At 65.3% G+C, this 13,465-nt stretch carries 12 protein-coding genes; 8 read left to right on the top strand and 4 right to left on the bottom strand.

What is annotated here, in order from left to right; all coding sequences use genetic code 11:
* Window positions 1-211 precede the first annotated feature (211 nt).
* From ACVILH_RS32895 to ACVILH_RS32880, 4 genes are all read right to left on the bottom strand, one after another.
* Window positions 212-868, bottom strand: coding sequence for a DsbA family protein (locus ACVILH_RS32895; RefSeq protein WP_456716609.1), 657 nt, complete (start codon window positions 866-868; stop codon window positions 212-214).
* Between the two features lie 130 nt (window positions 869-998).
* Entirely contained in the window at window positions 999-1,478 is a 480-nt protein-coding gene (locus ACVILH_RS32890; RefSeq protein ID WP_456716608.1) for a DUF721 domain-containing protein, read from the bottom strand.
* 18 nt (window positions 1,479-1,496) lie between these two features.
* Entirely contained in the window at window positions 1,497-1,817 is a 321-nt protein-coding gene (locus ACVILH_RS32885) for a HigA family addiction module antitoxin (RefSeq protein WP_006612421.1), read from the bottom strand.
* Complete coding sequence (locus ACVILH_RS32880) at window positions 1,789-2,073, bottom strand: type II toxin-antitoxin system RelE/ParE family toxin (protein ID WP_456716607.1); 285 nt, start codon at window positions 2,071-2,073, stop codon at window positions 1,789-1,791. Before ACVILH_RS32880 ends, ACVILH_RS32885 begins: the two co-directional genes overlap by 29 nt.
* A gap of 115 nt (window positions 2,074-2,188) precedes the next feature.
* Here ACVILH_RS32880 and mutY point away from each other — a divergent pair, with 115 nt between their 5' ends.
* From mutY to ACVILH_RS32840, 8 genes are all read left to right on the top strand, one after another.
* Complete coding sequence (gene mutY, locus ACVILH_RS32875; protein ID WP_456716606.1) at window positions 2,189-3,283, top strand: A/G-specific adenine glycosylase; 1,095 nt, start codon at window positions 2,189-2,191, stop codon at window positions 3,281-3,283.
* 959 nt (window positions 3,284-4,242) lie between these two features.
* Window positions 4,243-5,238: an MBL fold metallo-hydrolase gene (locus ACVILH_RS32870; RefSeq protein WP_456716605.1), complete on the top strand. Its 996-nt coding sequence runs from the start codon at window positions 4,243-4,245 to the stop codon at window positions 5,236-5,238.
* A gap of 237 nt (window positions 5,239-5,475) precedes the next feature.
* On the top strand, window positions 5,476-6,945 hold the full coding sequence (locus ACVILH_RS32865) for an outer membrane protein assembly factor BamB family protein (RefSeq protein WP_456716604.1): 1,470 nt from the start codon (window positions 5,476-5,478) through the stop codon (window positions 6,943-6,945).
* Window positions 6,942-7,340, top strand: coding sequence for a c-type cytochrome (locus ACVILH_RS32860; RefSeq protein WP_456716603.1), 399 nt, complete (start codon window positions 6,942-6,944; stop codon window positions 7,338-7,340). Before ACVILH_RS32865 ends, ACVILH_RS32860 begins: the two co-directional genes overlap by 4 nt.
* Before the next feature lie 78 nt (window positions 7,341-7,418).
* Window positions 7,419-8,039 (top strand): glutathione S-transferase family protein, encoded by a 621-nt coding sequence (locus ACVILH_RS32855; RefSeq protein WP_456716602.1) that lies wholly within the window; start codon window positions 7,419-7,421, stop codon window positions 8,037-8,039.
* A gap of 105 nt (window positions 8,040-8,144) precedes the next feature.
* Complete coding sequence (locus ACVILH_RS32850; RefSeq protein ID WP_456717148.1) at window positions 8,145-8,735, top strand: biliverdin-producing heme oxygenase; 591 nt, start codon at window positions 8,145-8,147, stop codon at window positions 8,733-8,735.
* Window positions 8,732-11,299, top strand: a complete 2,568-nt coding sequence (locus tag ACVILH_RS32845) for an HWE histidine kinase domain-containing protein (protein WP_456716601.1) — start codon at window positions 8,732-8,734, stop codon at window positions 11,297-11,299. The genes ACVILH_RS32850 and ACVILH_RS32845 overlap by 4 nt, the downstream gene beginning before the upstream one ends.
* A 140-nt stretch (window positions 11,300-11,439) precedes the next feature.
* A complete protein-coding gene (locus ACVILH_RS32840) occupies window positions 11,440-13,092 on the top strand; it encodes an EF-hand domain-containing protein (protein ID WP_456716600.1) in 1,653 nt (550 codons plus the stop codon).
* Window positions 13,093-13,465 lie beyond the last annotated feature (373 nt).

Genomic DNA, 13,465 nt, shown 5'->3' with positions numbered 1-13,465 from the left:
ACAGCCCCGACAATACCATGGATGGCAAAGTCAAAGTGACTTGAGTCGCCTTTAGCGCCCCATTCTGAGGGCGGGACAATGGCGACGCCCGGACCCCAGGGCAACCCGCTCGCCCCGCTTTTCCAAGGCTTTCTCGGCTCGATCAGCCCACCAAACAGAAGCGGCCCCACGAAGGGGCCGCACTGTGTCTCGCAGGACTCAGTGATTCGGATCAGCTCTTGAGAAGCGGGTTGATGCGCTTCTGAAACTCCTCGATCGAGGATTCGCCTTTGATCTTCTCGCCATTGATGAAGAAGGTCGGCGTCGAATCAACTTTAAGAACATCGCTGGCGTATTTCTGGTCGGCGGCGATCTTGTCGAGCAGCGCCTGGTCCTTGAGGCAGGCCTCGACCTGCTGCTGGCTGAGGCCGGCCTGCTTGCCGATCCGCGTCAGGGTCTCGGTGGTGTTCTTGACCACCCAGTCGTTCTGCGAACGGAACAGCATGTCGGTGACCGCGAAATACTTCTGCGCGTCGTCCTTGGCGATGCAGCGCGTCAGCATGGAGCCGGCGGCGGCTTTGATGTCGAGTGGGAACTCGCGGAAGATGTAGCGGATCTTGCCGGTATCGATGTATTCGGCCTTCAGCTTCGGGAACACCTGGGCGTTGAACGCCGCGCAATGCGGGCAGGTCATCGAGGCGTATTCCACGATGGTCACGGCGGCATCCGCCGGGCCGATCCCCATGTCCGGCAGCGACTGCGGCTTGGCGACATCGGCGGCGGTCTGGGCGAAGGCCTCCGAGATCAGCCGCAGCGGCGAGAAGCCGGTCAGCGCGGCGAGGCCGGTCAGCGACAGGGCAGCGGTGAAGGCGCGGCGGGTGATGATCAAGGCTCTGCTCCAAAGTGGGCGCCCGAGGCGCCTGAAACGCTCATAACTCTGTTTTCGACTTGGCTTTTCGCTAGCTTGAAACCCCGTCAGAGGCAATGCCGGGCCTCAAGCTGCGATCAAACGGCGAACGTCAATTTCGCTTGATGGCGGCGCCCAGCCGGGCCAGCGCGTCGCGCAGCGCATCGTCCTCGATCGCGGTCAGGGTCGAGGCCACCTTGGCCACCTTCTTCGGATCGGGCGGTGGCGGGCGGCGCTTCACCGGCGGCCGCGTCAGCGGCCCCTGGCGCAGCGCCAGCTTGCCCACCGCATGCCAGCCGAAGAAGCGGTTGACCCGCTCCAGGATCACGTCAGACGAATGCTGGATCTCCAGCGCCATCGGCCCCTCGACGCGCAGGATCAAGGTCGCCGGCTCCTGCGGCTGGCCCTCGACCGGCCGCGGCCACTGCATCTTCAGCGGCTGCGCATGGTCGGCGATCTCGCGCCCGGCGATCTCCGGCCAGCGCGTCACGAGCTCGCGCGCGGCAAACCCCTGCTTGGCATAGGCAGCCGTCAGCACATCGCCCATCATCAGCGAGAGAGGCTTTGCGGTGAGGCGGCCAGGCTTTGCCATGATGCTTTCTCGCTGCCGTCACGCGGCGCGCGGACGGATCGCTTTCAGGTCGGGGGCAATCTCGCGCCGCCGCTGCATGAGGTCATAATCCATCTGAAGACCAAGGAAGAAGCCTTCGGAGACACGAAAATAGCGGGCGAGGCGCAGATCCGTGTCTGCGGTGATGTCGCGCTTGCCGAGCACGATCTCGTTGATCCGGCGCGGCGGCACATGAACGGCGCGTGCCAGCGCATTCTGGCTCAGTCCCATCGGCTTGAGGAACTCCTCCAGCAGGATTTCCCCGGGATGGGGATTGTGCAGCAGATTGCTTCTAGCGGTGGTAGTCGACGATTTCGACATCCATCGGTCCTCCATCATCCCAGACGAAGCAAATTCGCCATTGATCGTTGATCCTGATCGAATGTTGCCCGACGCGGTCGGCCTTCAAGGCCTCGAGCCGGTTCCCGGGCGGCACCCGGAGATCGTCGAGAACCCGGGCCTGATTCAAAAGACGAAGTTTGCGAAGTGCGACATCCTGAATGTCGGACGGCAATCTCCGGCTCCGTCGGCCGCTCCATATCAGCTCCGTCTCGCGATCCGCGAAGCTCTGGATCATGACGGATTATAACGCGCGGCGTCATAGAACGCGAGGACATTCTGTTGCTGCTTGAGCTGGGGACTTCCAGACTGGTGCGCTGGTCCAGTCTTTGTTTTCGCTTTATTGAAGAGGCGTGGCTAACCCCAAGGCTTTTCGAAAACACCAGCACGACGCCGGCTCCACCGATCGCCCGGCGCAACTGCTCGCGTGGTACGACTGCCACCGCCGCCGGCTGCCGTGGCGGGCGCCGGCCGGGCAGCGCTCGGATCCGTATCGGGTCTGGCTGTCGGAGATCATGCTGCAGCAGACCACGGTGAAGGCGGTCGGGCCGTATTTCGAGAAATTCCTGGCGCGCTGGCCGGATGTCTCGGCGCTCGGCAGCGCCGATCTCGAGGATGTGCTGCGGATGTGGGCCGGGCTCGGCTATTACTCGCGGGCGCGCAACCTGCACGCCTGCGCCGCGACCGTGCTGCGCGAGCATGGCGGCGTGTTCCCGGACACGGAGGAGGGGCTGCGCAAGCTGCCCGGCATCGGCCCGTACACGGCAGCAGCGATCGCTGCGATCGCGTTCGACCGCCGGACCATGCCGGTCGACGGCAACATCGAGCGCGTGACGAGCCGGCTGTTCAGGGTCGAGGAGGCGCTGCCGCAGGCCAAGCCGCAGATCCAGGCGCTCGCTGCGACCCTGCTCGGCCCATCCCGCGCCGGCGACAGTGCCCAGGCCCTGATGGACCTCGGCGCCACCATCTGCACGCCGAAGAAGCCGGCGTGCTCGCTGTGCCCGCTGAACGAGGATTGCGCGGCGCGCCAGCAAGGCGACCAGGAGACGTTCCCGCGCAAGGCCGCCAAGAAGACCGGCAAGCTTCGGCGCGGTGCGGCCTTCGTCGTCATCAGAGGCGACGAACTGCTGGTCCGTTCGCGCCCCGCAAAGGGCCTGCTCGGCGGTATGACCGAGGTCCCCGGCTCGGAATGGCTTGCCGGCCAAGACGATGCGGATGCGCTCGCGCAGGCGCCGCAGTTGGCCGGCGTGAAAAGCTGGCACCGCAAGCTCGGCGTCGTCACCCACGTCTTCACGCACTTCCCGCTGGAGCTCGTGGTCTACACAGCGAAGGTCCCAGCCCGTACGCGCGCGCCGGATGGCATGCGCTGGGTCCCGATCGCGACCCTGGATGGCGAGGCGCTGCCCAACGTGATGCGCAAGGTCGTGGCGCATGGGTTGGGGGAATGAGCTGCGCATGTAGTTTGTAGGGTGGGCAAAGGCGCGCCCGGGTGTTCTTCATTCCGACGAGCTATCTCTCGCGCCGTGCCCACCATCTCATCAGCGAGTCTGCCGCGAAACGGTGGGCACGCTGCCGCCTTCGGCGGCCGCTTTGCCCACCCTACGATTCTTGCCGACGACGAAGAGGGGGGATCGATTCACAGTTTCAAACAGCAGGGCAGTGCAGACAAACATAAAGGGCGACATGACCACGCGTTCTCGCGGCACATCATGCCCGAGCTTTGCAATCGGTTCGTCCCTCGCAAACAGGCAGAGGGCGCGGGGAATGCCGGATGCTGGCCGCACCCATGGCCCGCCTGCAGCAAGAAAAGCAGGCGGCAGTCACCACAGGTTCAGCCGAGAACACCCGGCATTCCCCGCGCGATGGTCTTCACGCTTATACGCAGTCTCCCTGGTGCGCCGGCTTGTTGGCCACCATGCCGCGACAATGCTTGCGCATCGCGCGGGGGACACCAGCTTCGGGGTGTCGGGACGCTGCGACTTCACGTCCGCGACAGATCGTTCGTCCGCGCCCTCGTTGCCGAGGACGCTGCGATCTCACGCGGCCACCGCATCCCCGCCTCGCGTGTCGTGACGATCGCGCGCTACGCCCCTTGCATGAGGACGGGATGGGCGGGAGTTGATCATGATTTCCGATAAATAGCAAGAGGATTATTTTTAGCAGAATGCAGTCGCGATGCGGGCGCGATCCCGCGACGCAAGTGTCTGCGTGTCTGTTTCGTGACCACAGCGCTAAATCTTTTTCATTGCCCGGCGAATGCGGATGTAGATAATCTGAGATTGTGTAGCTTCGCTTTGCATCCTTTGTGTGCGGCGCGAACACACGCCGGCCGGCAAAAAAGAGTACTCGATCGACGGCTCGGCAACACGAGCTTCGCCAGAACAAGATCACATAAGGGGAGGAACGCATGACGGACGCTGTTGTCTCACGTCGTTCGCTGCTGGGTGTCGGCGCGGCCGCTGGGCTCTATGGATTGACGGGGTTGGCCAGCTCTCCCGTCCTGGCGAAGGGCCCGTTCCTGAATACGCAGGCGCCGACGTTCTTCCGCTTCAAGCTCGGCTCGGCCGAGGCGACCATCATCTCGGACGGCATCCTGCCGCTCGGCGATCCCCATGCGGCGTTCCTCGGCATCTCGCCCGGGGATCTCGATTCGATGCTGACCAACAACTTCCTGCCCACAGGCGCGGCGACGCTCGAGCAGAACATCCTGGTGCTCAACACCGGCGACAAGATCATCATCTTCGACAACGGCATGGGCGTCTCGAAACTGTTCGGCGACACCACCGGCAAGATGCTGATGACCTTGAAGCAGGCCGGCATCGAGGCCAAGGACGTCGACGCGCTGGTCATGACGCATGCGCATATCGACCATTGCGGCGGCGTCATCGGTCCCGACGGCAAGCCGAGCTTCCCGAATGCCGAGCTGTTCATCTCCGAGGCCGACTTCACCTACTGGACCGACGAGGCCAAGGTCGGCCCGAACTACAAGGCGTTCTATGAGCAGGCCGTGCGCAACCTGATGCCGGTGAAGGACCGCATCACCTTCTTCAAGGACGGCCAGGAGTTCCTGCCGGGCGTGCAGGCGATGTTCACGCCGGGCCATACGGTCGGGCATACCATCTTCCTGATCCAGTCGGGCAAGGATCAGCTCTGCTACATCGGCGACATCTCGCATCATCCGGTGCTGCTGATCGAGAAGCCGCTGATCGAGTTCGCCTACGACACCGATCCGAAGCAGGCCGCCAAGACCCGCGTCCGCGTGCTCGACATGCTCGCGACCAACCGGACACGGATTCTCGGCTATCACTTCCCGTGGCCGGGCATCGGGCACATCGGCAAGGCCGGCGATGGCTTCCGCTATTTTCCGACGGCGGTACACACGATGGACGTGGCGCCGATCTGACCGGCGGCGCGCCCCAAGCCGGCTGTTCCTGAACACAAATCATCGCGACGAGGCCGCGCCCGCGCATCTTTGGTGCTTGCGCGAGCGTGCGGCCTGTCGTCGCCGACAAATCTGCAAAGCAGGAGGATACACGTGCGCATCGCTGGGACGTCTCCAAACTGCGCTCCGCTTCGCGTCGCGGCTCTGGCCGGACTGGGCCTGCTGGCGAGCGCCACCCTGGCGCAAGCAGGATCAGACGTGGATTGGCCCGCCTACAACAACGACTACATGGGCCAGCGCTACCAGCGGCTGAAGCAGATCAACACCAAGAACGTCGCCGAGCTGAAGGAAGTCTGCCGCGTGCAGCTGCAAGAGGGCGGTCCGTTCCAGACCGGCCCGGTGGTGGTCGATGGCGTGATGTATGTGACGACGGCGCGGCTGACCTTTGCGCTGGATGCCGCGACCTGCAAGGAGAAATGGCGGCATACCTACGAGTCCGCGCGTGAGGATGTCTGGCCGGTCAATCGCGGCGTTGCGGTCATCAACGGGCGCGTCATCCGCGGCACGCCCGATGGTCATCTGTTCGCGCTGGATGCGCAGAGCGGCGCGCTGATCTGGCAGAACATGGTCGGCGATTCCTTGCTCGGTGAGTTCCTGTCGGGCGCGCCGATCGGCTGGAACGGCCTCGTCTTCACCGCCACGGCCGGCTCGGACTGGGGCGTGCGCGGCCGCGTCATGGCGTTCGACGTGCTGACCGGACGCGAGGTCTGGCGCTTCGACACCATTCCGACCGGCGACCAGCCGGGCGCGGAGACCTGGCAGAACAAGAAGTCGGCGCTGACCGGCGGTGGCGGCTCGTGGTCGACCCTGTCGCTCGACATCACCACCGGCGAGCTGTTCGTGCCGGTCGGCAATCCCGCGCCGGACATGTTCCCGGAATATCGGCCGGGCGACAATCTCTATACGGACTCGCTGGTGGTGCTCGATGCGCGCACCGGCGCGCTGAAATGGTATCACCAGGTCAAGGCCAATGACGGCATCGACCATGATCTCGGTGCCGCGCCGACCTTGTTCCGGTCGCCCGACATCCAGGACATCGTCGCCTTCGGCGGCAAGGATGGCTTCGTCTCCGCCATCGACCGCGCGACGCGCAAGCCGATCTATCGTGTGCCGGTCACGACGATCGACAATGTGACGGCGCGGCCGACCGAGGCCGGCGTGCATGTCTGCCCCGGCCTGCTCGGCGGCGTCGAATGGAACGGCGGCAGCTACGATCCGGTCAACGGCTCGCTGTATTTCGGCGCGGTCGACTGGTGCGGCACCTTCAAGAAGGGCGGTGCGAAATATGTCGCGGGCGAGTTCTTCTTCGGCGGCGAGCCGACGCTCGATCCGCCGGACAAGGCCGCGGGCTGGGTGACCAGCCTGAACGCGGTCAGCGGCGAGGTGAAATGGAAATACAAGGCGGCCAAGCCCGTGGTCAGCGGCATCACGGCGACCTCCGGCGGTCTCGTCTTCGGCGGCGACACCGGCGGCAATTTCTTCGCGCTCGACAGCCAGACCGGCAAGCCACTCTACACGCTGGCGACGCAGGGCATGATCGCCGGCGGCGTCGTCACCTACCAGACCGGCGGCAAGCAATATGTCGCGCTGACCTCCGGCAACGTGTCGCGGATCACCTTTGGTGAGCTGGGCAATCCGACGCTGATCATTCTGGGATTGCCGAATTGAGGACGACCGCAACTGTATCGATCACGGCTTGCGCGCTTGGTGCGCTCGGCGCTGCGCTGGTCATGAGCAATGCTCCGGCGGCCCGCGCCGCCTCTGAGCTCGGCGAGGCCCAGTTCAAGAAGTCCTGCGCGATGTGCCATTCGCTCGAGCCCGGCCGCAACAAGCTCGGGCCGTCGCTATCAGGCGTGCTCGACCGCAAGGCCGGCACGGTGGCCGGCTTCAACTACTCCTCCGCCAACAAGAACTCCGGCCTGGTGTGGACGCGCGAGACGCTCGACACCTATCTCACGGATCCGCAGAAGATGGTGCCGGGCACGCTGATGGTGTTTCCCGGCATCAAGAATGCCGGCGACCGTCAGGCGCTGGTCGAGTTCCTCGCGGCACAACATGATTGAGGCGAGGGCGGGCGTGCGCAGGGGTGGACGGCCCGGACCGGCGCCGCTAGGGTCCGGCATCATTCGTCGGGGGTTATCATGCTGAAATTCTATACCGCGCCGGGCACCTGCGCGCTCGCCACGCATATTGCGCTCGCCGAGGCCGGCGCGCCTTACGCAATCGAGAAGCTCAGCTTCAAGACCAACCAGCAGAACAGCCCTGATTATCTCGCGATCAATCCGAAGGGCCGCGTTCCGGCGCTGGTGACGGAGCAGGGCATTCTGACCGAGACGCCCGCGATGCTCGTCTATGTCGCGCAGCGCTTCCCGGAGGCGCAGCTCGCGCCGCTCGACGACATCTTCGCCTTCGCGCAAGTGCAGTCCTTCACCGCCTATCTCTGCTCGACCGTGCACATCGCCCACGCGCACAAGATGCGCGGCCATCGCTGGGCGACCGAGGAGTCGTCCTTCGCCGACATGAAGCGGAAGGTGCCGGAGACGATGGGCGCGTGCTTTGCGCTGATCGAAGACAAGATGCTGCGCGGTCCCTTCGTGATGGGCGAGCAGTATACGATCTGCGATCCCTACCTGTTCACGATCGCGCAATGGCTCGAAGGCGACGGCGTCGACGTGAATGCGTTTCCGAAGGTCGCCGATCACTTCAAGCGCATGGCCGAGCGGCCGGCCGTGCAGAAGGCGTTCGCCGAGCTGGCGGCCTGAGGGCCGATAAAAAAGGAGCAGGGGGCGGGAACATCGGTCGTCCGGTGACGTTGCTTGAAGCCGTGGCGCGTGCCTGCGGCCGATCTCCTGTTCCTGGACCCCTTGATGTTGCTGGCAGCCATTTCCGACGATCCCTTGCGCACGTCCAGCACCGGCATTCGCGACAGGCTGAAAGCGGCTACTGCCTCGGCGCATCATGAACTGGATGAGCGCCTCGGCCAGCTCGATCTCACCACGACCGCGCATTATCGGCGCTTCCTCGAGGCCAGCGCCGCGGCCCTGTGGCCGCTGGAGCGGCTGCTCGAGCAGAGCGGCGCGGCCGGCCTCATCGACGACTGGAGCTCGCGGCGGCGGAGCGACGCGCTACGCGCTGATATCGCCGATCTCAACGGGGCGGTCGTTCCGTTGCAGCTGTCGATGCAGGCGCTCGACCGGCCCGCCATGCTCGGCAAGCTGTATGTCCTCGAAGGCTCGCGACTGGGCGCGGCGTATCTGCTGCGCATCGTCTCGGCCTCGGTCGACCCGCGGGTGCGGCGCGCGACGCGCTATCTGCGTCATGGGGTGGGGAAGGGGCTCTGGCCGAGCTTCCTCGCGCAACTCGCCCGCGCGCCGATGACGCCGGATGACGAAGCCAGGGCGGTTGCCGGCGCGCAGGCTGCGTTCGCGATCTTTGCGGCGGCGATGGCAGCAGCATGAACGAGCCGGTCAACCTCACCAATTGCGATCGCGAGCCGATCCATGTCCCGGGCCACGTCCAGCCGTTCGGCTTCCTGCTGGCGCTGGTATCGGACTTCACGATCTGCATGGCCTCGGAGAACGCGCCGGAGTTTCTCGGCGGCGACATCGGCTGGCTGCTGCACAAGCCGCTCGCCGCAGTTCTCTCCGAAAGCGCCGCGGCGGCGATCCGCGCTCGCGTCGACTATCTCAGCGGCCCGGACGCGGTCGAGCGCGTGTTCGGCGTCGACCTGCAAGGCCATGGCCGGCTGTTCGATCTCGCCATTCATTTCTCCGGCGCCTATCTGATCGTCGAGGCCGAGCCCAGCCTGATCGAGCCCGGCGTCAATTCGGGCGAGCTGGTGCGGCTGATGCTCGGCCGCATCCGCAAGACGACCGGCATGACCGACCTCGCGCAGGAGGCGGCGCGGCAGCTCAAGCTGTTGACCGGCTTCGATCGCGTGATGGTCTACCGCTTCCATCCGGATGGATCGGGCGAGGTCATCGCCGAGACCGCAGCCTCCGGCCTCGAGCCCTTCCTCGGCCTGCACTATCCGGCGTCAGACATTCCGCGTCAGGCGCGGCAGCTCTATCAGCGCAACTGGCTGCGCATCATTGCCGACATCAACGCCACGCCGGCACCGCTGATGTCGAGCCCGACGCACAATGCCGGGCTGCTCGACCTGTCGATGAGCGTGCTGCGCGCGGTCTCGCCCATTCACATCGAATATCTGCGCAACATGGGCGTCGCGGCGTCGATGTCGGTCTCGATCCTGCGCGACGGCAAGCTGTGGGGACTGTTCGCCTGCCATCATTATTCGCCGCGCCACCTGTCCTTCGAGAAGCGCACCGCGGCCGAGCTGTTCGGCCAGATGTATTCCTGGCTGCTCGAGGCGCGCGAGCGCGAGACCGACGTCGCCTATGAGAGCCGCGCGCACCAGATCCAGGAACGGCTGATCGAGCGCGCGGCCGCGGAAGTTCACAGCAAGCGCGCGATCCTGGAGTTCGTCGCCGATTATCGCCAGATGATCGAATGCGACGGCCTCGCGATCTGGTCCGACGACGAGATCACGCTCGATGGCGAGACGCCGACGGAAGCGGAGGTGCAGGACCTCATCGGCTTCATCAACCGCACCTCGCCCGGCCGCATCTGCGCCAGCGCCGAGATCTCAAAGGTCTATGCATCCGGCGAGGCGTTCCGCGATCGCGCCGCCGGCTTCCTCGCAATCCCGATCTCGCGCACGCCGCGCGACTGCCTGATCTTCTTCCGCCGCGAGGTGGTGCGCTCGGTCAACTGGGCCGGCGATCCCAACAAGACCTATGCCGAAGGGCCGCTCGGCGCCCGGCTCACGCCGCGCAAGAGTTTCGAGCTGTGGCAGCAGACCGTGGCCGGCCAGTCGAAGCCGTGGACCGCGGCGGATTTGCGCATTGCCGAGAGCCTGCGTGTCACGCTGCTGGAGGTGATCCTGCAATTGTCGGAGCTCGCCGCGCGCGAGCGCCGCGGCGCGCAGGAGCGGCAGGAGCTGATGATCGCCGAGCTCAATCACCGCGTCCGCAACATCCTGAGCCTGGTGCGCGGCCTGGTCGCGCAGAGCAAGGACACCGCGACGTCGGTCGAGGAGTTCGCCTCCGTGCTCGGCGGCCGTATCCAGGCGCTGGCGCGCGCGCATGACCAGATCACCAATCTCAATTGGGCGCCGGTGGCGCTGCGTCATCTGCTCGAATCGGAGGCCGGCGCCTATCTCGGCTCGCGGGCGGGACGCGTGCGCATGGAAGGGCCCGACGTCGCGCTCGATCCCAAGGCGTTCGCGACGCTTGCGCTCGTCGTGCACGAGATGATGACCAACTCGGCCAAGTACGGCGCGCTGGCCGACTCCACCGGGCAGGTCCAGGTGCTGTGGCGGCTCGACCCCGGATCGAGCCTCGTCATCGACTGGAAGGAGAGCGGCGGGCCGCCGGTGCAGCCGCCGTCGCGGCGCGGCTTCGGCACCACGATCATCGAGCGCTCGGTACCGTTCGATCTCAAGGGCGACGCCGAGATTCGCTTCGACCTGCTCGGCGTGCAGGCGCGCTTCGTGATCCCTGCCAATTTCGTGCAGATGGTGCCGGCGCTGGCAGGCGCGCCCTCGCGCCATCAGACGAAGGACGACGATACGCCGCGCCTGTCCGGCACGGTGCTGATCGTCGAGGACAATCTCATCATCGCGATGGGCGCCGAGGTGATCCTGCTCGAGCTCGGCGCCCGTCACATCGACACGGCAGCCTCGGTCAATCAGGCGCTGAAGTCGATCGAGCGCGCGGTGCCGAGCTTCGCGCTGCTCGACATCAATCTCGGCGCGGAGAGCAGTCTTCCTGTCGGGCACAAATTGAAGGAGCTCGGCGTGCCCTTCATGTTCGCCACCGGCTATGGCGAGCGTGCGCCGATCCCGGCCGAGCTCGCCGAGGCGCCGGTGATCCAGAAGCCGTATACGCGCGAGCTGGTCGAGAAGGCGCTGTCGAAGATGCAGACGCAGAGAGGCGCTGGTCGCGACGATCCCGCTCGGTAAATCGATCATTACCGCAGCGGCTGCGAATTTCATGTTGCCCGCGTCATCGGATTTACGCTGGCGCGCGAATGTCGTGAGGTGTTGTCCGAAGCTTTTACGATCTGCGCTAGAGGAGGCGATGCAGCCAGTGGGGAGGACGCATGTCTCGTCAGCAGAAGAAAGTGGCGCTTCGGTCGGCGCTCATGACCAGCACGATCGCCGCCATGATCATGGCCGTAACCGGGCCCGCGCGATCCGAGCGCGTGGCGTCCTGGTCAGCGCAACTGTGGCAGGCGCGCATCCAGGCCGGTGCGACGCTGGAGAATGTGCTGGAGCAACAGCGCAGCGAATTCGCGCAGCTCGATGCCGACGGCGACGGCCGGCTCAGCACGCGCGACGTCGAGCTGCACGCCACGATGGAAGCGGCTCAGGCGCGAATCCAGGCCGTGCAAGGCGTGATGCGCTATGACGTCGATGGTGACGGCTTCGTCACCGAGGACGAGATCCGCCGGCTGATGCGCTATGAGCTGAGATTTCAGCTGGCGCAGTCGCAGAAAATCAATTCCAGCTATTCTCCGGACAAGCAGATCGACAGCACCGTTCAGCGGCTGATGGCGTTCGACGCCGACAAGGACGGCAAGATCTCGATCGCGGAGGCCGCAAAGTCGGCCGCGGGACAACGGCCGAGCGGAGGCCAGAGCGCTCGCGTCCGCCAGGTGCTCGATGCCGCCGGCAAGGACGAGGTGACGCTGCAGGACTATCTCAGCGCCGGCGAAGCGCTGTTCCGCAAGGTCGATGCCGACGGCAACGGCACGATCTCGCAGCAGGAGGCGACCGACTACAGCCAAAGCCTGGTCCGTGCGACCGCTGCGAAGAAGGAAGAGGCTGAAAAAGCCGGCTGCGAGCTGCCGGCCGCCTCCGACAACGCCAAGGTGATGTTGTTCAGCGGCTACGAGGCGGAGGCGTTGTCGAACGTCACGCTCAAGTCGCAGGACGTCGAAGTGCGCACTGGCCGCATCGTCATCGAGCCCGGCAATGAGCCGCTCTACCTCGTCGTTTCGACGCATCGTGCCACGATCTGGCAGGTCTCCGGCGCGGTCGAGCGGGTCGAGCGGATCGTGGCGAGCAGCATGCAGACCGGTGCCAACGGCTCCGATCCACAAGCGGCACCGCTCGCCGGCGTGACCGGCGTGCCGGCGGAGCGGGTCAGCTTCCTCAAGCGATCCAATTGTCTCAGCTATTTCTCGGAGGCACCGTCGAGTGGCTCGCTGGTGAGTGCAGGCGCCGTCCGCCGCATGACCGGCAAGGCGCCGGACGTGCTCGCGGCGAGATATTCCGTCAGCTCCTTCTCGGCGCCATCCGGCAAGATCGAGACGACGCGCGACGAGCGCGACGGGTCGCTGGTCATCCGCAAGCGCGAGGGCTCGCTGACGATCATCGGCAGCGGCGGCAACGCCACCATCCAGATGGGGCCGAGCCGCGCCCGCGACGAAATGATGCGATTTTTTCCCGGCGGCGTGATGGAGATCGACCCGAAGAGCGTGGTCGGCTCTGCCCCCGCGATGCCCTATGAGGTGCTGCCGTCGCAGGCCGGCATCGTGCAACTGCTCGCGTCCGGCGCGCTCAGCGAGAACCGTAGCGGCGAATATATCGTGCGCAGCAAGATCCGTTTTCCGGCTGGGCTCTATGGCGCGCATTCGGTGACGTTCCTGGTCATGAAGGGCACGCCCTATCCCGACGGCGATCCCGGTCATTCCTGCGTGGTGGTCGAGGAGACCGGCGAGAGCAAGGGCGGGATCTGTCGGTCGCGCTGAGTGCTCGCGCGCGTCGCGAGACGAAGCCGATGCGCAATCGCTTGCGCTTCGCTCCAGGTCATCAACCTCTGCGCGGAACGTTCTCTTCGCGTAGGGCGCAAGTTGAAGATGCTTGATGTCATCATCGGCGTTCGTGCGTCGCGAATGCTTTCGCGAGCCGCTTGCGGTGAGTGGCATGCATGATTTTTCTTGTGCGGTCCGTCTCACATCCGCGTGTTGTCGCCAACGCGGGGACGCGAACTGAGCGGGCACTTCGCGTCCTATTCCCGCTGTTGCTGCGACAAAACAGCCCAAAAAAATTAGAACGCATCCAAAGGACACCGCCGTTCTAACATTGTTTCGACAAATGGAACCTCGGCAGCCTTATTCCGAA

It is taken from the genome of Bradyrhizobium sp. USDA 4353 (assembly GCF_054063215.1).
The sequence above is the reverse complement of the archived record's forward strand: the minus strand, read 5'-3'. Positions and strand labels throughout refer to the sequence as shown.